The sequence below is a fragment of the Erwinia sp. HDF1-3R genome, assembly GCF_039621855.1.
Taxonomy (GTDB): domain Bacteria; phylum Pseudomonadota; class Gammaproteobacteria; order Enterobacterales; family Enterobacteriaceae; genus Erwinia.
Genome location: NZ_CP155071.1, coordinates 2,284,896 through 2,303,065 on the forward strand (window position 1 = coordinate 2,284,896; position 18,170 = coordinate 2,303,065).

General features: G+C 47.7%; 20 protein-coding genes and 1 pseudogene. 11 read left to right on the forward strand and 10 right to left on the reverse strand.

The features are described 5' to 3' along the window. Nucleotides 1-90 precede the first annotated feature (90 nt). On the forward strand, nt 91-1,251 hold the full coding sequence (locus AAGR22_RS10475) for an IS30 family transposase (protein ID WP_345831446.1): 1,161 nt from the start codon (nt 91-93) through the stop codon (nt 1,249-1,251). A gap of 55 nt (nt 1,252-1,306) precedes the next feature. Here the strand turns inward: AAGR22_RS10475 and AAGR22_RS10480 are convergent, their stop codons facing one another. Beyond that, entirely contained in the window at nt 1,307-1,783 is a 477-nt protein-coding gene (locus AAGR22_RS10480; RefSeq protein WP_345831447.1) for a GNAT family N-acetyltransferase, read from the reverse strand. A 157-nt stretch (nt 1,784-1,940) separates the two neighbouring features. On the opposite strand from AAGR22_RS10480, the pseudogene AAGR22_RS10485 reads away from it, so the two are divergent. After that, nucleotides 1,941-2,248 (forward strand): annotated as a pseudogene (locus AAGR22_RS10485) (Rid family hydrolase). Nucleotides 2,249-2,415: 167 nt separating this feature from the next. Here the strand turns inward: AAGR22_RS10485 and AAGR22_RS10490 are convergent. The 4 genes from AAGR22_RS10490 to AAGR22_RS10505 form a co-directional block, all read right to left on the reverse strand. Next, on the reverse strand, nt 2,416-2,946 hold the full coding sequence (locus AAGR22_RS10490) for a GDYXXLXY domain-containing protein (RefSeq protein ID WP_345831582.1): 531 nt from the start codon (nt 2,944-2,946) through the stop codon (nt 2,416-2,418). Beyond that, the gene (locus AAGR22_RS10495; RefSeq protein ID WP_345831448.1) at nt 2,939-5,146 is read right to left on the reverse strand and encodes a DUF4401 domain-containing protein; all 2,208 of its coding nucleotides are present in this window, start codon (nt 5,144-5,146) and stop codon (nt 2,939-2,941) included. Before AAGR22_RS10495 ends, AAGR22_RS10490 begins: the two co-directional genes overlap by 8 nt. A gap of 42 nt (nt 5,147-5,188) precedes the next feature. After that, nucleotides 5,189-5,416 carry a hypothetical protein gene (locus AAGR22_RS10500; protein ID WP_345831449.1) on the reverse strand — a complete coding sequence of 76 codons (228 nt, stop codon included), beginning with the start codon at nt 5,414-5,416 and terminating at the stop codon, nt 5,189-5,191. Nucleotides 5,417-5,715: 299 nt separating this feature from the next. Next, nucleotides 5,716-5,913 carry a hypothetical protein gene (locus AAGR22_RS10505; protein ID WP_345831450.1) on the reverse strand — a complete coding sequence of 66 codons (198 nt, stop codon included), beginning with the start codon at nt 5,911-5,913 and terminating at the stop codon, nt 5,716-5,718. 173 nt (nt 5,914-6,086) lie between these two features. Between AAGR22_RS10505 and AAGR22_RS10510 the strand changes: the two genes are divergently transcribed. Beyond that, nucleotides 6,087-7,091, forward strand: coding sequence for a hypothetical protein (locus AAGR22_RS10510; protein ID WP_345831451.1), 1,005 nt, complete (start codon nt 6,087-6,089; stop codon nt 7,089-7,091). A 220-nt stretch (nt 7,092-7,311) separates the two neighbouring features. On the opposite strand, the gene AAGR22_RS10515 is transcribed toward AAGR22_RS10510, so the two are convergent. Further along, a complete protein-coding gene (locus tag AAGR22_RS10515) occupies nt 7,312-7,725 on the reverse strand; it encodes a hypothetical protein (protein ID WP_345831452.1) in 414 nt (137 codons plus the stop codon). Between the two features lie 301 nt (nt 7,726-8,026). Between AAGR22_RS10515 and AAGR22_RS10520 the strand changes: the two genes are divergently transcribed. Together AAGR22_RS10520 and AAGR22_RS10525 are read left to right on the forward strand one after the other, a co-directional pair. Continuing rightward, a complete protein-coding gene (locus AAGR22_RS10520; RefSeq protein WP_345831453.1) occupies nt 8,027-8,698 on the forward strand; it encodes a class I SAM-dependent methyltransferase in 672 nt (223 codons plus the stop codon). Nucleotides 8,699-8,889: 191 nt separating this feature from the next. Next, entirely contained in the window at nt 8,890-9,342 is a 453-nt protein-coding gene (locus AAGR22_RS10525; protein ID WP_345831454.1) for a GNAT family N-acetyltransferase, read from the forward strand. A gap of 76 nt (nt 9,343-9,418) precedes the next feature. Here AAGR22_RS10525 and AAGR22_RS10530 read toward each other — a convergent pair whose 3' ends face one another. From AAGR22_RS10530 to AAGR22_RS10540, 3 genes are read right to left on the reverse strand one after another with little or no spacing between them, the layout of a single operon-like run. Next, nucleotides 9,419-10,129 carry a winged helix-turn-helix domain-containing protein gene (locus AAGR22_RS10530; RefSeq protein WP_345831583.1) on the reverse strand — a complete coding sequence of 237 codons (711 nt, stop codon included), beginning with the start codon at nt 10,127-10,129 and terminating at the stop codon, nt 9,419-9,421. Beyond that, nucleotides 10,126-10,518 (reverse strand): amino acid-binding protein, encoded by a 393-nt coding sequence (locus tag AAGR22_RS10535; RefSeq protein WP_345831455.1) that lies wholly within the window; start codon nt 10,516-10,518, stop codon nt 10,126-10,128. Before AAGR22_RS10535 ends, AAGR22_RS10530 begins: the two co-directional genes overlap by 4 nt. Next, a complete protein-coding gene (locus AAGR22_RS10540) occupies nt 10,511-10,834 on the reverse strand; it encodes an antibiotic biosynthesis monooxygenase (protein ID WP_345831456.1) in 324 nt (107 codons plus the stop codon). The genes AAGR22_RS10535 and AAGR22_RS10540 overlap by 8 nt, the downstream gene beginning before the upstream one ends. A 698-nt stretch (nt 10,835-11,532) precedes the next feature. Here AAGR22_RS10540 and AAGR22_RS10545 point away from each other — a divergent pair. Genes AAGR22_RS10545 through AAGR22_RS10570 form a run of 6 tightly spaced genes read left to right on the forward strand, consistent with a single transcriptional unit; the run spans nt 11,533 to nt 16,745 of the window. Further along, entirely contained in the window at nt 11,533-12,711 is a 1,179-nt protein-coding gene (locus tag AAGR22_RS10545; RefSeq protein WP_345831457.1) for a hypothetical protein, read from the forward strand. Then, nucleotides 12,701-13,900 carry an ATP-grasp domain-containing protein gene (locus AAGR22_RS10550; protein ID WP_345831458.1) on the forward strand — a complete coding sequence of 400 codons (1,200 nt, stop codon included), beginning with the start codon at nt 12,701-12,703 and terminating at the stop codon, nt 13,898-13,900. The genes AAGR22_RS10545 and AAGR22_RS10550 overlap by 11 nt, the downstream gene beginning before the upstream one ends. Continuing rightward, entirely contained in the window at nt 13,894-14,388 is a 495-nt protein-coding gene (locus AAGR22_RS10555; RefSeq protein WP_345831459.1) for an N-acetyltransferase family protein, read from the forward strand. Before AAGR22_RS10550 ends, AAGR22_RS10555 begins: the two co-directional genes overlap by 7 nt. 2 nt (nt 14,389-14,390) lie before the next feature. Then, complete coding sequence (locus tag AAGR22_RS10560) at nt 14,391-15,281, forward strand: hypothetical protein (RefSeq protein WP_345831460.1); 891 nt, start codon at nt 14,391-14,393, stop codon at nt 15,279-15,281. After that, nucleotides 15,278-16,156 carry a diiron oxygenase gene (locus AAGR22_RS10565; protein ID WP_345831461.1) on the forward strand — a complete coding sequence of 293 codons (879 nt, stop codon included), beginning with the start codon at nt 15,278-15,280 and terminating at the stop codon, nt 16,154-16,156. Before AAGR22_RS10560 ends, AAGR22_RS10565 begins: the two co-directional genes overlap by 4 nt. Before the next feature lie 10 nt (nt 16,157-16,166). Beyond that, nucleotides 16,167-16,745: an FMN-binding negative transcriptional regulator gene (locus AAGR22_RS10570; RefSeq protein ID WP_345831462.1), complete on the forward strand. Its 579-nt coding sequence runs from the start codon at nt 16,167-16,169 to the stop codon at nt 16,743-16,745. Nucleotides 16,746-16,939: 194 nt separating this feature from the next. Here the strand turns inward: AAGR22_RS10570 and AAGR22_RS10575 are convergent, their stop codons facing one another. Then, nucleotides 16,940-17,809 carry a hypothetical protein gene (locus AAGR22_RS10575; protein WP_345831463.1) on the reverse strand — a complete coding sequence of 290 codons (870 nt, stop codon included), beginning with the start codon at nt 17,807-17,809 and terminating at the stop codon, nt 16,940-16,942. Nucleotides 17,810-18,170: the final 361 nt, after the last annotated feature.

Consider the following 18,170-nt stretch of genomic DNA (forward strand, 5'->3'; position numbering starts at 1 on the left):
GCGCAGTGGTTATAGACGATGGATGTCTGCTATGAGCTGTGAGTTCAACAGGTCGATGCAACGCTATCCTTAAACGAGGGGGACGTTGCCATGAAACGAAGAACGCGCATTTACTACACGCCAGAACAGAAAGCGATTATCTGGGACAGATATAAGCAAGGTGATTCCCTGCATGATATCGCCAGAATGTTCGACAGATATCATTCTTCTATCATGCCCACTATCCACCAGAGTGGTGGATACCGTCCCCCTGTCCGAAAGCGGCACCGGTTAGCGCTTTCGCTTGATGAAAGAGAGGAGATATCCAGAGGGCTGGTAGCAAAACGCAGCATCAGGGACATCGCTGCCAAATTATCAAGAGCTCCCTCAACGGTTAGCCGCGAGATCAAGAGGCACGGAGGTGCAAAACAATATCGTGCAGCAAAAGCGGATGCTACTGCATGGGAAAGTGCCCTGAGACCAAAACCTTGCAAGCTAATTGAAAGCCCCGCATTGTGTAAAATCATTGCAGAGAAGATGCATCAGGACTGGTCGCCGGAACAAATCGCCGGTTGGCTAAAACGCTGTTATCCCGATAATCAGGAAATGCATGTGTCACACGAAACAATTTATAAAACGCTTTTTATACAAACCCGGGGAGCATTAAAAAAAGAGCTGCAGCAATGCCTCAGAAGCGGAAGAGCAGTGCGTAGATCCAGAACATCATCGCTTAAACGGAAAGGATTAGGGTCAATCCCGGATGCGATACCTATCAGCGAAAGACCATCTGACGCCGCAGACAGAGCCATACCGGGTCACTGGGAAGGAGACCTGATCCAGGGTTCGAAAAACTCCTATATCGTCACCCTGGTAGAGCGCCATTCCCGCTTTGTTATGCTCGCCAAAATCAGGGACAACAAGACCATAACGGTTATATCAGCGCTCATCAAACAAGCACGGGAATTGCCTGTTGAGCTTTATAAAACATTAACATGGGATCGTGGCGCTGAAATGACCAGCCACACCCGGTTTACTGTAGCAACAGACATCCAGATTTACTTCTGTGATCCTCAATCTCCCTGGCAACGTGGCTCAAATGAAAATACGAACAGGTTGCTCAGACAATATTTTCCAAAGGGAACTGACTTATCGGTTCACAGCCAGCAAAGACTAAACAGCGTTGCCAGACAGCTCAACGAAAGACCGAGAAAAACGCCAGACTATGAATCACCCGCAGAGCGGTTCAATAAGTGTGTTGCGTCCATTGGTTGAACTCACAGCGAAAAGCAGGCGTAGTTTTCAATTACTGATTCTGTTATTTAATATCCTAACGCACGATTGCCTTGCTCATATTGATACCCGTTACTCTAAAACCGCTGCTCTCGTATACATGGAAAGCACGGGCATTATCTCCAGCTACGCGTAGTCTAATCTCTTTAAAACCCTTACCCTGAAGATCCTCTTCAAAAGCGCGAAGAGCCTGTTTACCCAACCCCTCTCCCTGAAGTGAATTAAAAATATGAAAATCATAGATAAATACTGTGCGCATTGCCGCATCTGGTTTGTACCAGAGATAGCCTACGTGCCTCTCAAATACATCTAATTTCGCGAAAATGGACAGTAAAATTTGCCCGTGCGTATTCACTCCTTCCGCAAGCAATTTTGATATTTCCTGCCTGGCCATCGTTAGAGAATCACTTTTAGACATTCTATAATTTGACGCTATCTCAATTGCATAATCAGGAATAAAATATTCAAGATAAGCAGAGTACTCTTCTTCTGTCATTGAGCGAAACGAGACCATCTTTTAATCCTTATTGAGGAAGTCATACAGACAGAAAGGACCATACTAATAGCGCCAATAGCAATGTTACGTCAAATTAGGCGTTTATGGAATAACAACACTTCCGATCGATTACATGAAAGTGATACTCAATGTCCGCTTCTGACACACAGCGGACATTCAATTCGCCGTCTATCAGCAGCATGGTTATTCAGCTGCCATCCGTTCAGGCGGTCTGCTGTTTGTCTCGGGTCTGCCAGGCAGCCGAGCCGATGGCATCCCTGAACCCGATTTTGCTGCACAGGCAAAACTGGCCTTTGAATATCTGGTAGCCACGCTTGCGGCGGCAGGTTGCACGTTTGACGATCTGATGATGTCACCACGTTTCACACCAATCCGCAGAATCAGTTTGACACCATTATGCAGGTGAAGCAGTCGGTTTTCCCACAGCCGCCTTATCATAACTGGACAGCGCTGAGGCGATGACCGATTTAGCGGTTACGCAGGCCTGAAAGATGCACAAATACCAGCAAGGGCATCGTGACGATCTATGACGGGCATCCTGCTATAACGGTCATCCTGACGGTAAGGACATTAAGGCCGCCTGTCAGGGTATTTTTGGGGCAGGGCAGGCCAGAGAGCGTCTCGCAGAGTTAAGGCTGAATCGCCTTACCCTGCTCATCAAGCAGATCCGTCAGGAGTGCCGTGCCATCGCTCCCCACCCGGAATGCCCCGTACCGTGCCTGCGCGAAACGCTCGCCATGGCCTTCCTGAAAGAACCAGGCATTAGTGCCGACGGTCAGCGAGTCATAATGTTGATGGTATTTCACCCGCAGCTGATTTGGCTGCAGAGGTTCACCCTGATCAAAACGGGCCTGAGTCGCATGACGCTGCGCATCAAGGTCAACAATCAGGGTTCCGCTGGTTGGCAGGCATGGCGCTGACAGGGTCTCGCCGCAGGACTCAGCCTGTTGATACAACGTCAGTTCCAGAGGGCGGGTGAGGGCATAATTCAGCGCCATGTAATCACCCTGCATCAGGGATCGCGGGTCAACCGGGGCAAGGGATAAAATCATGACCGCGCCTTGCTTCAGCAACTGCTCTTTTTGCCAGATGCTGACATTGACGGCCACCAGCGCCAGCGCTATTAAAGCGCCTGCCAGCCATCGGCTCTGTTTACGGATTCTCACTGGTACCTCCGATCTGTGCGGGTAACACTTTTTTGACTCCCCATGCCAGCCCCAGTAAAACCAGACCGCTAACCAGCAGCAGCAGGGATTTCTGCAGCAGAATGACCTCCAGGAAGTAATACCAGCCAATGACATATAGCACCGTGAAACCGCCACTGACCACCAGCAACCCCAGACTTCCCTGATAACGCGCCATCAGAATTAACCACAATCCTAGCCCAATACCCGGTGCATAGAGGGCGGCAGCCCCACAAATAAGCGCGGCGACAAGCGTGATAATCGAAAACAGGCGCTGGCCGTTCCTTTTCTGACTGAGTGCACTCAGCGCTAAGCCTGCCGCGATCCCTGTGCCTGTCGATGACTGAAATGTAGAAAACTGCGATGTTGACCAGAAGAAATCCGCGAGAAATACCGCGTTTATCCCGACGAAACTCAGCAACATCAGACCTCCCGGGATGCCATACAGCAGGGGATGTACCGCGTCAGCATACGGCCCTGCCTGTAACCTCAACTGATGACTGACAGTCCACATCCACAAAAACATCACCACCGCGACCAGTACGGAAACAGCAAGGCGCCCCTCCGTCGGCGACAGGTAGAGCTGGGCCAGAGAATGGCCCGCCAGAACCAGAAAAAAGGTCAGGGCAGTGATTGCCATAAACCGGTAAGTGCGATCGGGCATCGCCACCGCCATCGCGGCCAGAATCGGCAATGCAGACAGTGAACTCAGCATAATAAAGCTGACGTCATTGCTCTGGATTGGCGGCAAAACGCCGAATATCAGCCCGCACGTCGCCGCAATCGCCCATGCCAGCCCGAGGTGATGTTTACCGTCACGCTGACTGCGTAACAGGCCGCGCGCAATGGCGGCGAGCAGCAGCGAAGGAATAATAAAGGTGGCAGCATTCGGGTTTTCGAGCAGATCAGTAGCATAGAGCACCAGTAACATCAGTAACAGAATGATGATCGCTGCGACCCAGCCTCCGACGCTTAGCGCCAGCCTCAAATACCAGGGCAGGTCAGACGCGTGACCGCGTTGCTGAATTTCCTCAATCTGCGAGGCGCTCAGCAAACTCTTTTGACGCAAAGTGTCTGTCAGTAAGGTCAGCCTGGCCGGAACCAGATCGATCGGCCCTTTTTCAACCAGTTTGCGTTGCCACTTCAGCAGGATCGAACCATTTACCGCCACCCAGAATGCCATCAGGGCGCCGGTCAAAAACAGATCCCCCGTATCGTAGTTTAAAAGAAATAACTGCATAATTAGCGCACAGCCAACAACGGTCAGGCTGGCGATGCCCAGCGTCAGCATGCAGAGATCCTGATAGCGGTAACGGTACAGGTAATAACCTGCCAGCTGGGTGATCACCCAGCCGCCCGTGATATAAGTAAGCTGGATACCACCGCCCCAGTCAGAGAGGTTTCCGGCCACGATGGCGGTCAGCTGAAACAGTAAAAATCCCGCCATGACTCGCGAGAACCAGCGGCTTGCCAGCCAGCTCTCGGGGTGATGCGTTATCGCCCGCCAGGCCAGCGCTTCCCTGATAATCAGGCAGGCTGCCAGCAACGCCAGATACCCGTGTAGCACAGCCGTCGGGAGCCTGGTGAAACTGTCAGACACGGCGAGATCCAGCAGTGACGTCGGCAGCGTGTTGTAATAGAGCTGCAACGTCAGATTAGCGACCAGCCAGCTGCAAAACCACAGGCTGTTTTGCCGGGCAATCAGCGCCAGCGGCAGAAGAACGCATAACCAGGCCCGGAATAGCTCCCAGCTGTCAGCACCCGTCTGATAAATCTGCCCATACAGCGCAAACAGGGCGCCGAAGCTTAACCCTGTCGCCAGCAATGCGCTGCGTGCCAGCGTGCTGTACCAGCGCCACCAGACAACCGCCGCCAGCGCGACGATTAGCAGCTCGGCCAGGGCAAATTTCGCCATTTTCGGCAGCCAGACCCAGTTCCAGGCAACAAAGAATACCGCTCCTGCAACCAGTGACAGTAATCCCAGACAGGAAAGAACCGGGACAAGAAACTGACGCCACTGAGCATCTGACGGTCTGATTCCACAAAAAGCATAGATACGCTGGCAGGTCTCCGGGGTCAGGCTTCCTCCTTTCAGCAGGCGTGCGATCTGGCGGCAAAGATACTCTGCCGTCTGTGACGGCATCCCGGTTATGCCATCGGGTGCAATCTCCCTCATACTTCCCCTGCCTCTGTTTGTGGTATTACTTTAATGATGAAGTTAACGATTTTTCTTCCCTGCGATCACTCCGCGTGACGCTTTGATGATCGGCAGACTCTGCGAATGATCTTGCTGAATAAATTTAATCATCATTTCGCAGAAATAACAGCGAAAATCAAAGGCGATTAACTCATTCTGCGCAATCATAAGCATTCTTATGGTCATGGTTTTCTCCGTGCTGTCAGCTTGTCTGATCAATGCTTCAGAACGGCGATAAATAACGCTCAAGACCTGTCACGAATCCACTTACTGTGATAAACCTGCCAGCTGTGCCTTTTCACCGCCACACATGGCCAGTTTTTGTTGACCCCTTCAGGCAGAACGCGCTGGAGGTGTTACTTCCTGCGAAGCTGAAAGAAATGGCGCAGTCACGCGCGTAGCAAGAAGCAAAGTTACGCGCAATCCGCGTAAGGATTGATGAAAATTATCGTGACCCCGCCGTCACCTTGCTCAGTAAGTGCGACAGGATAAGCTGGTAAGCAACCGCTTGCCAGAGATCACTCTAAGGAGAAGATGTAAAGTGTCCGCTAAAATTCATCGTCAATTTCCTGTCTGAAATCCGGCTCCATTAGCAAGTAAATGACGACACTGGCAATCTCCACTCCGGACACCAGAAAAACGGTAATATGCGGGAATAAAGAATAAAGCTTCCTTTTTTGTTCCACATCCCGGCTGACGGCAAAGCGACGAACGCCCCAAAGTCTAAAGAGCTTCACAATTTTCACAAAAAATGCTTAAATTTGCCATGGAGCAGGGTTTTGCTCCGGCCTGCATGAGCCTGGGTCAACATTGTTTTTATTGAATAGAGTTCATGCCAGGCGCCTCGCCCGCCCTTTATCTTCTCTTCGGCGGCACTACCCTGATATGATACCAGGAAAGTAGATAAAGCGAAAAGTATATGAAGTCAAAAAATAGAATATATGTTTGGATAGGATTGTTTGCTGGAATATTTTTGCTTTTGGTTTTTATAAAGTATTTTTTCGATTTGAATCGCCCATTGCAAAGAGATAGCCTTGGCAGGCCCGTGCTTACTATCTGTAGCGAGGTCATTCATGGGAAATTCAACCAAAAGGGTGAGAGGGATAATTTATCCCAGGTAAGTCAACAATGTTCAAATGATATGCGCCCTGTTTTCAATAATTATGTCTTCTTAAAAAACAATATTTACTGGATGAGTAAAGTTAATTATGAGGAATCTCCTTGCATCACTGGAACGGGAGATTCTACAGGCTTGATTTATAATATTACTTCCTGGGATTGTTTAACAGCAAAGCCGATGCAAGTGAATAAAATAGAGATGCGCGATCTTTATTTAGTGGCAAAATACACCTCCACTTTTCGCCAGGTTGATCACGTTAAGACGGCCAGGCCTTACTGGCAGTCGGAACAGTTAGCGAGCTACGCTAAAGATGACTCATCGGTATATTTCCAGAGAGAGAAGATAAAAGGGATAAACCCGGCACAATTTGAGGTGATTTTCCCATTTGGTAAAGAAGAAAAATGGCGTATTTTCAATATATTCAGAAGTAATGGCTCAACATATGTTGGTGGCTTTGATGTTGGTGATACAGATCTCAGTAAATTTCATCTTCTTCCTGTTGTTTCCTGCCCGGAGCATGGTCTCCCAAGATGCACAGGAATTAGCGATTCAGATGACTTTTTCCGGGCAGGAAACTGGGGGGAAGGAGTACTTGGTCAGATTGGGGATGATGTCATCTTTTTACAGCCCAAAGTGATAAGCCGTTTCTCAAATATGGCTTCACCAGAAATGTTCATGTTCGCGTCATCCCGGCGTATTTATCTTTATACTCAAAGTAAATTTTACGAAGTGGTTGAAGATGAGAAAGGTTCACAAAAGAAACTGGTCGATATGGATATACAGTATTTCGAGAAGAATCCTTGATAATCCGGAAGGTGGCCTGTAAGGCTATGCTGTCACCTAAATATTATCTAATTCACATTCAGATGAGTCTGTAATCATAACTGCTCGCGGAGGGGGCGGAAAACATCACAATTCCGACACTCTGGACTTACATCTTTCTTTTTATCTGGTCGAAAAATGATACCACTGGCATATTTCATTAACGGTCCTTGTACCTCGAGCCTGATTTCTGCCATACGCATTAATTCCAGTAAGCCAGATAAGTAAGTGCGGCAGCTGAACAGAAAGCATAGGGGCTTAAAAGCAAAACATCCGAATAAGGAATTTCAAATATCCTGGTGACAGGCCACGCCAGTACAACCAGCCACATGAAGATTGTAGAGCACATGATAAAAAAGCTACCCTTTAAGGATGCATCAGGATAAAATCGCTCTGAAATCATCACCAATGGTACGCCGATTATTAAAGAACCCATCATGGTCCCAATAATACTTGTCATGACGATTAACACATAAGTAAAAATGAGACCCGGTGCGGATATACTGCTTTTTCCCCAGGAAAGATACATTAAAACTAGCAATGAACCAACGATACTACTAAAAATAGCTGATATCGTAGATTCCATAATCAACCTGTCGTCAATAATGTTCTTCATAATTTCTCTACGTCTGAGTAGCTATAGTTCATGCGGCTTACCCGCTTGAATTTTTTTTGCGTGGGGTTTGATCGCAAAACAGGCTTCCAGCACGAGATCCTCTCCATCGTCGCGAGAGCCGAAGAACATTATAGCAAAATCAATTCTTATAAGCAGTTGTGTTTCATGTCAATCGGAACGGGGGATAGATGCACTGCTGCATTAACAGGAAAATGTTCACTGTGAGCGATGCGGACGCTATTCCTCAGAGGCGGCTCTGACGTATAAAGTAGAGTGGGTATTATGAAAAGGTATCTCTGGCATGAACCCCTATGAAAGACATTACAGGCAACTCATGGCAAATGGCGCTGCGGCCTGGGCTGGAGAAGGTTATCTCAGAGCCAAAAAACAGCAGGTGAAAATATTCCAGTGGCTTTACACACACCAGTATTTACCCCAGCCTGGTACGCCGGTACTTGAGATGGGGTGTGGGAATGGAGCAATGGCGGCGCAGTCTCTTGCTGAGCTGGGATATTCTGTCTGGGGGGTGGACTGGTCAGAAACGGCTATCAGGTGGGCAGAAGATCGTTTTCAGCAAGCCGGACTCACCGCAAAATTTCTTGTCGGCGATGTCTGCAATATTTATCAATGCCCGGACTCAACGTTTGAGCTGATTATTGATGGTAGCTGTTTACATTGCCTGATAGATGACGCGCGAAAACTCTTTTTTGCAGAGGTAAGGAGACTGCTCAGACCCGGGGGACGATTTGTGATCGGTTCTATGTGCGGAGCTCCCCGTCATACAGAAGATATTGATGCGTATGATCCACTCAGGCATCATTTACTGAAAGAAGGCCAACCCTGGCGGACCCTGAGGCCGCTTACAGATTTAACTAATGAAGTACAAAAAGCGCGTTTTAATTTGGAGGCGATCAGGGTTAATAAAAATAAATGGTGGGATCATGCCACAATAGTCTGTTCGGTGAAGCAATAACTTGCTGAGTCACCCGCAGAGCGATTCAGGCAGTGCGTCACAGCCCTCTCGGTGGCGTCAGCCCGGAGGCCTTTGAACAGGCCTCGTCGTGAGGACAGAATTTGTCTACGGTTGCGAGCAGTATCACTATCATACTGGACACCAGGGTAATCCTGTCCAGACTATGCAGAATGAAATCATTGGAACGGCTCATGAATATCCAATTCGCAAATCTCACCCCGAACAGCCCAGGATTTGTTGAACTTAGATCGCAGAGCGTGGCTGAAGGATTTAACATGCTACGTCGGCTGGAAGAAAATTGGCTTAGCAGACAAAACCGCTTTGACAGTCCCGGAGAAAAACTGATTGGGGCTTATGCTGATAGTTTAATTGTTGGCGTGTGTGGACTGAATATCGACCCTTTTACGCCAGAAGCTGGCGCCGGACGTCTGCGACATTTCTATGTAGACACTGGATGGAGAAATAGGCGGGTTGGCAGCGGTCTACTAAGTGAAATAATTAAGGATGCTGCCCACTGGTTTGATGTTACAAACACGAATGCACCCTCATCGGCATTCACTTTCTATGAACGAGCGGGCTTTGTTGCTTTATCTGGTATGGATAAAGTCACACACCAATTATGCCTGCGAAACCCGGCACAGTAGTGCAGTCACGAAATCGGGTGAAAATATCGAAAGACTAAATGGCATCCGGTCGAAGCAGCAGGACCAGAGCGTAAGATCAGGTAATTTTCAGCTTAAACAGCCGATAGATTGCATCCCTTCCTGTATTGGTCACGTTTATTTCACGGTATCCCGGTATACGCGTTATCCATTCTTTTTGCAGTAGAAACGTTAATAGTGCCGAACCTGCCTCACCGCCGAGGTGGAAACGTCTTTCACTCCAGTCCAGACATGGGCAACAGTGCTTGCGGCGTGTTCGTGCGTTAAATTCTACTCCCAGTTTTTCAAAATGCAGTTTACCGGCAGCAGTCAATGCCGAGCCATCAGCTTCAAGCCATATCTCCCTCAGCATAAATTCATAAATGTTCACGGCAAGCTCGCCTGCCAGATGGTCATAACAGGTGCGAGCGTAGCGAAGATGTACCGGCGTGCTGGAGAGAGGAGTTTTATGGGTGCGCATTGAAACCCCCATCAGGTTTTCCAGTAGTCCGGAAATATGATGTCCCGCAAGGCTGTAATACCGATGACGCCCCTGCGTCAGGCAAATGACCAGACCGTTGCTGAGAAGCCGGTTCAGATGCCCACTGGCCGTTGAGGGTGCTATGCCAGCCACTGCGCTAAGTTCGGTGGCTGTCCACGCGCGCCCGTCCATCAGGGCACACAGAATACTGACCCTTGAAGGTTCAGACAGGGCAGATGCAACCATTGCCATTGATGTTTCAAGAACATCTTCCGGCTCCCTGTTGAACTGTGCTTTGAGGCGTTTCATGCAGAAGGTATTGCCCATTTTTGGGTGACTTCAGCTGCCCGGTTATCATCATCGGTAATGAGAATGAGCCGGTTGCTATGGTCGCTGTACTGTACCAGAATATTGATCCCATTCCGGGCAAGTGTATCAGCTATTTCTCCCAGCTCACCCGGCCGTTCCTGAGTTAATTTTCTTACCAGAGGACTACACACATGACAGACTGCAACACCGGCTTCAGTTAGTACCCGACGAGCTTTTTCAACCTCTTCAACCAGAAAGTGTGCATGTCCGCCCTCAGGGGTTGTAAATACGCCACCGCCTTCAAGTCCCACTCCATTTTCACCCAGTAAACTACCCAGTGAAGCAAGCGATCCCGGGCTATTTTGGAGAATAATATGAATGTCATACATGCTGATTTGTTCCCTTATCAGAAGAGTAATCGCGAAATACGCTGGCTACCCGTATTCTGTAGAATGAAAAAATCGATTGCTTACCTTCTTTCTGCGCGGCCTGATGCACCACGTTTCGCTTCCATCCGGCTACAGACTCCTCATCTTCCCACCAGGACAAAGAGAGAATTTTTCCAGGGATAGTCAGGCTCTGGAAGCGCTCAATAGAAATAAATCCGGGCGTGTTGGATAACAGAGGCTTCAGCTCTGAAGCCAGCTGAAAATATCTTTCCTGAGCCTCAGGCTGGGCATCTGCCTCAAAAAGTACTGCAATCATGGTTCGCTCCGTCGTCAAATTTCGGACAGTTTAATGATGACGAAGGCATGTTGCTTCGGCAGGTGCCGAAGTATGCCTGTGCGTTAATGAATTCCTCGAAACGAATGGGCGATGAGCATTTAACTCATGCGCAAAGGGCAGAACAACACAGAAGTGTGGATTCACACGCAACTTCCGCTCCTGGGACAAATCAGCCCGTCAACTCCTGCAGGACGTCTGTAAAGCCCACCGCTGACATTGCCAGCCTGGACTATGCCAGCCGGATACTGAATGCTTAAAAGCACCGAAAAACTGTACTTGAATCATTTATATCCGGACGCGCAGCTGATAATACCGACAAAATTTGCCATAAATTTTAATTATGGCACCCGATGAACCGCATTCACTGGCGCTTACCTTTCACCTGTTCAGCCAGAGCAGCTTACACAAGAGCTGTTATCTGAAGGGACCGCGCTGAGGCGCTTGCCGGCATATGCGAAGTCTGATTACAGGCTCTCTCCGTTCAGAGAAGAATCTGAACTTCTTCTCCTCCGCAAATTGCATTAGTAATAGTAATAACGAAACGTTAGAAAGCATTAGCTGCCTTTACTTTTCCTTACAAATAAGTGAATGGAAATTCAGTTTAATGGGTGTATTTTGATTAAAAACCTACTTTATACGCATAATTTAGTAAATCAGAGAAAAAGGGAAGTCAGTAAATGAGCAGAATTAGCGTTAACTGTATCATCTTGCTTACGTTTTTTCTTACATCCAGTTTCCTCATCATGCCCTATCTGCTGTCAGAAATTGCGCCCTCAGCGGGCCTGAACGTCAACGAGATGACCCTCGGATTAGGGATCTGCAATGCCTTTGCCGCATTGACGTTATATCTGCGGCCAGTGTTTTCTCATCCGGCACAGATGCTGACATTAATCATGGTGTTGATCGTAACAGGAGCCGGGTCCGTATTAGCAGGAATGGGCTACAGGTTACCCTGGGTGCTTATAGCGGGCGTGGCTCTGATGCGAATTTCACTGGTTAATTTCAGCGACTTTAATCGTCAGATTCACATGCAGACCAACACGGAACGGGGTATTAAACGTGCGCTTTCAACGGCCAATGTGTTATCCAACGTTATTTCTTGCTCCGTTCCGCTTGCAGCGGCTGCGATACTGCAAAAGGGGGGAACAACTGGCCTGGTCGGCACGGCCGTATTTATTGCCCTATTATCTGCGTTACTTTCCCCGGCTCTTTTCGCCCGCAATCCATCAATGAATTCCGTTGTCGTACAGAGTAAACCCTCGCCGGGGAAAACCGTGACGCGGTTCCGCAGATATTGCCCCCTGTATGTTATCGTGCTGATGAATACGGTTGTTTATGCATTCATCTTTTCTTATGTACCACTAAAAATTATTCAGGTCACGCCTGATAAGATTGCGGAAGCACAGAAGTATATAGCTTTGTATTTCACGGTTAACTCGCTTTCGATAGTCATATTTTCATTTCCCGTTTTATTACTTATTGAAAAGTCCGGACTGAAAGATAAGCAAGTTATACTGTTTGCCACTGTGTCCGCGCTGGCTTCTGTAGCGCCCTTTATCAGCTATCAAGGTGAGGCGTACAGAATTATATCATCCTCGGTCCTAATGGCCCTGTCAGAAATAATTTTTTTGCCTTATGTTGTATCCCTTGTTTCATCTTTGAAATCTGAAATAAAAGAAACCGTGCTGAAAGACGTTACGCTCCTGAGCGTAAGTGTGAGTGGAGCCCTGTCGGCACCAGTCGCCGGAGTTCTCTATCATGCAGGGAGCGAAGGTCTTCTCTTTTTTATCATTTCGGGAGCGATATTACTTGTATTATGCATACTGAAACTGGAAGGGTGTTTAAATGAAAAATAAAGTAATTGTCGTCGGTGCGATCAGCAGTTATAGCGTAAAACATTTTTATGACGCTGCCATACAACTGGAAAAGAAACCCATATTTCTTTTCCATAAAGGGCACATACCAGACTCTTCTTTACTGGAAGATGGGAATTATATTATCGCCGACGGACTTGGTATCGAATGGATTGATCAGATTATGGAAATCCTCAGCTCTCATACCAGTCATATATTCTCTGTGGTTCCCGGAGGCGAACTGGCAGTCCCTGTCACAGAAAAGATCTGCGCCGCCTTAGATTTACCTTTTAATCATGGGAACATAAATCGCTTTCGCAACAAAAAAATCATGCGTGACTGGCTATCAGAAGGAAATATACTCCAGCCGGCACAATACGGGACTGTCTCTAAACAGGAAGATATTCCATCCCTCACCGGGAAGCTGAAGTTCCCTCTGATCATCAAGCCGGTTGATGGTGCGGCAAGTTTCTTCGTGAAAAAGATAGAGCATGAAGAACAGTTATCAGATGCAGTTGACTCAATTATTTCACATAAGATCTCACTGGCAACTGGCATCAAATTTGAGGGCGTTGCACTTCTTGAGGAGTATATAGAGGGAACGGAATACAGTGCCGAGGTGATGGTTCATGACGGCGCCTGCGCGGGATTTTATGTCACGCGAAAGATTCTTTCAGATGAACCTTATTTCGATGAAATTGGACATATCTCTCTTTCACCGGAATATTATCCCGATAAATGTAAGAAGCTGGTTGATGAAGTTATCAGTACCATGCAGGTGACCAGTGCCGTGCTTCATATAGAATTTCGTCAGGATAAAAATGGTAGGCTTTATCTGATTGAAGTTGCATCCCGGATAGCCGGGGACCTTATTTCCCGTTTAGTGGATATCAAACATGGCTGTTCCCTCGAAGAGTTCTACCTTCTGTCCCGTTCTGGTAATGAAGTACGGTTACATAAGGAAAAGAGAGTGGGCCAGCCTGCAAACTGTTTTGTCGGTATTCGATTCCTGTTTGGCGAGGATGTGACAGTTCCGGAAAAATTCGATGTCGTACAGAAGGATTCAGCGCAGAAGTATGTCAGCAAATCTGAACGCAGCCCAAGAAATGTGGTGAACAGAACCGGATTCATAATATTTCAAAGCGAAGACTATGAAGCAGCCATCAGTTTTATAAAGGAGGGAGCATGCTGATCAGGCCGGCCATATCAGATGACCTCAACGCCATATGTGAAATTTACAATCATGCTGTGTTACATACAGATGCCACCTTTGATACCGAGATAAAAACCCCAGAGTATTTCAGGGAATTTCTCGGCAGCACGGAATATTTTTTCTATCTTGCAGTGGCAGTAGAGGAGAGCCGCATAATCGGTTTTTCAGGATTATATCCGTTTTCACGCAGAAAAGCTTATGCAGGTCTTTCAGAGTTGACCTGCTACGTTCACCCGGCGGAGCACCGGAAATCTGTCGGAACGGCGCTCTGTCAGCATGTCAGTGAATATGCCGGCACAGCCGGTCTTCACACAATTCTGGCGCTCTTCAACACTAAAAACGCAGCCATGCGGAATATATGTGTAAACCTGGGGTATATACCTAAAGGCGAAATGAGTGAAGTCGCGTTCAAGCTTGGACAGTATCAGTCGTTATCCATTTATCAGAAATTTATGAGGAGCAATTAGTCATGCCCGGAACCGCGTATAATATTATCCTGGATAATTTAAAAGAAGATATAGATTTTCGCTCTTTTTTAGATGGAAAAATTCACGCAAAAGAATATTTCGGGAAGATCTGCCAAAAAAAAGAAAGTCTGCTGAACCGTGAGTTCAATGAAGACATGCTCAATCTTTCAGCCAGAATGCCAGCAGAACCTGAGAAATATGTAGACAATTTGCTGGAGTTGCTTTTTGAGCATGACCTTATTCCAACAACGATCTATAACAAACAGCTCTATAACGCGACGCAAAAAGAAATTTCTGAAAAGTTCATCCATGGAAATAACAAAACCTTCATTTTCCCGGAAGAGTCACGCCTTCTTTTTGCACTTGCAGATATTACCAAGCCTAAGAAGATTGCTTTCATGGGATCTTATTATGCTTTCTGGGTTGTATGGGTGCTGGCAGCCCTGCCTGAAAATTCTACCGTCTGGCTCATGGACATTGACAAGAATTGCCAGGCTCTCGCAAAGAAGAACCTCAGTAATCTGACCGTGGCTCAGGATGTGGAAATTATTCAGATCAGCGAAGATGCCATTCAGTCCATTAAGGCTTTAACGGATATTGACTGGATTGTATTGGACGCCGAAGGGCCCAAGTCCGGCGTTGATGATGAAGATCTTATCGATAAGGCCATATATTACCCCATGATTCGTGCAGGTTACGACTCACTGCGTGAAGGAGGGTTAATGATCGCCCATAACATTCTCCTTGAGAACACCACTGACTCAGATTACATTGCCGAAAAAATCAGGTGGAACAGGAAGATGTTCTCTAAATTCATTCCTTTTCTGCATGATAAATTCCAGTCTTTTTTGCACTTCGAATCAACAGAAGGCGTGGGCATTGCAAAAAAATGAAAATAGAAAATATATTTAAAAGGCAGTTCCGCCATGAAGAACTGTGGCCGGACAATGCCGCGGTCACAGAACACAGAGATACTCTTCTGCAAATTGATGGCATGCAGTATCAGACTGAATATGACGATTTTGTTAAAGAATACCTCCCTTTTTATTCTGAGCACACTTGGGAAAGCATTGAATCCGAAAGCAGGAAGCTACTTCTTTCCTTCGGGTGGTTTATGTACAATCAGAAAACCATCATCATTGAGCAGGAGGCGCTGACCGAATACTGCAAGCTGGTTTTATCCGGTAATTCGTCCTTTTCTTTCACCCGGAATTTTATTACCCGTTTAGCTCAGGTTCAGGTAGATGAAACCTACCACACGCTGATGTCTTATAAAGGGATCAGTTTATGCAAGCGACTTTCTGAACATAACCTCAGTATTTTCCCCGATACGGATCTGGCCGTGTATATCCACTCCATGGAGTCACTTCCTGCAGCCGAGAAGGAGCTGGCCTGGCTGGCGCTGACGACAGTCTGCGAAGCAACAATAAGTAAATATCTTTCGGTTTTACCCGGAGAGGTCAGTGTACAACCTGCCTTTCGTTTTATTACGGAAATGCACCGCCAGGATGAAGCTTCACACTCTTCATTATTCCTTGACCTGATGGCCGTGGCCTTTGATGAACTCGATATGGAAATGCGCATTAAGCTCATTACCCATCTTAAGCAAGCTATCAGAGCCCTGGTATCATCCGACCGTAAAACATGGAAAATCCTTTATCAACTGGCAGGGGTAGCGTGCCCTGAAGTTGAGAACCCTTCATACTCACATCTGTATAATTTCCGGATGATCACAAAATACACGGGGGAACATGATGTCAGATGTTAACGGTACGGCTATGAGCCCTGAAGAATGCCGCTTTTTTCTCAGCCAATACTCCTTTGGTTCTCTGATTTCGCATGACCTGCAACTCAGTCATATTCCTTTTATTTTTTCAGGTGATAATCTGATACAAACTCACCTGGCTTCTGGAAATCCACAGCTTAAATCTCTGGATGAACAGACATGCCTGCTGACAGTGCTGGGCCCCCATGCATTTATTTCAACTGAGTATTACCAGGCCAGTCCCGCTGTACCTACCTGGAACTATGCCTCCGTCAGCATCAGAGGTAAAAGCCGTTACCTGACGACCGGTGAGTTAGAACTGTCACTGGACAGAATGCTTGCGCATTTTCAGCCAGAGCTGCTTCATAATAAACAATCGCTCCCGGATGACTTCCGGCAGAAACTCATTTCCGGAATAACCGGCATAGGCATTGAAATCACTGAAATAAAGGGTAAATTAAAACTGGGGCAACACCGTTCTCAGGCCGATCAGCTCAGTGTATTCAGGAAACTGGAACAAAATGACCAGCCGGTTTATGTTCACTTTGCCCAAGAGTGGCTGAGTCGTTTCCGTCCGTCCATTCTTGGTTAAAACCCAACTCCCTGACCATCATCTGCTGCTGGAGTGCTAAAGGCTGACCTGAGTCAGCCCATCTTACTCTCATCTCTCCTAAACATCGTAAGTAAGCGTCCAGCCAGAACCGTCTTCATTAACTGTTTGCTGACGCCGGTTTTTTAAGACAGGTGCCACAGCCGCTGATTAATGAGCTACTGCAGACCTTTTAGTTACCTGATGTCGCGGTTACTTTTCTTCCCGCCGACTGCTGATAGCTGCGGGGATGCCCTGCGTGGTGTCGCCCATGCCCCAGGGAAACCCTCTTTATTCAGCCGGTGCCGCAAGGTCTTGACCCTGTCTGCAGTAACAACGTCCTTGAGATCGAGTGAAACGGTAGCCAGTGTTGCCAGGCTGGCGTCCGTCAGGGTGAAGCCAGCCGGAAGTCCCCAGTGGTCATGCCGGGCAACTTCAATGCAGTCAAACAGCTCGCGCAGGTAGTCTGGTACGGTGCCCCCTCTGCCATCAACGATGGCCTGCTCACTCTGATACATGAACTCCGCCTCCGGCATTTCACGAGCGGCCACCTGAAGTAGCTGCTGCAGTGAAGGCCAGTATTTGCTGTCATACCTGCTGCGGAGGTCGCCGAGCGGCTCGCGCAGGAATGAGCGATAGTGCCCGTTTGTTACTGAAGCCTCGTCAATCATATCAACAATGTGCATGGTGAGGTCCATTGAAAAAGAGTTACGCTCAAGGATCTCCTCCCGCAACGTCAGCATCTCGGCGAGTTTTGCTGCCTCAGCCGTTATTTTCCCGTTCAGATCAGTCAGCATTCTGTAATCAGCCCTCAGGCATTCATGCCGCTTTTCTGTGCCGTAGGCACCCGCAAAGAAAATCTGTTCTAGCAGCGTGAAGCACTGCTGCCAGCTGAGCTTCTGCCGGGCAATATTGTCCCATACCGATTTCATTTCCGTTTCACGGGATATCAGTCTCTCCAGCAGTACCCAGTGCTGCTTACGAGTTGGAGGATCCTGCAATGTGTCACCATACGCCTTCAACGTGTTAAGAACATCTGTGGCCGAGCCGGTGCGGTAATAATTCATATGCTTTCCCTGGAAAAGTTTGTACCGCTATTTTCTCCTTACTTACACTTTATGCATGTAACGCAGGAGAAAAAATTTTCATGTTCCTGCGTTACTTCCTTCCGATTCTTACAGAAAACGGATCTGTGGGTCTAACAGATGAAAGCGAGAGGTGGATTTGACAGAGCAGGAGGGATAACCCTCTGCTGTCCATTCTGGAGGCCGGTGACGGGTTAATGGCATGTATGCAACTGCCCCCCGTCCTGGCGGAATGTCCGCTATGAGCGATATATAGTCATTCGCACCCTGAGAATTACACTTTGAAGTGATTCAGGGTATGCGCTTACTGGTTACGAATATTGAGCGAGAATCATGTGATGAT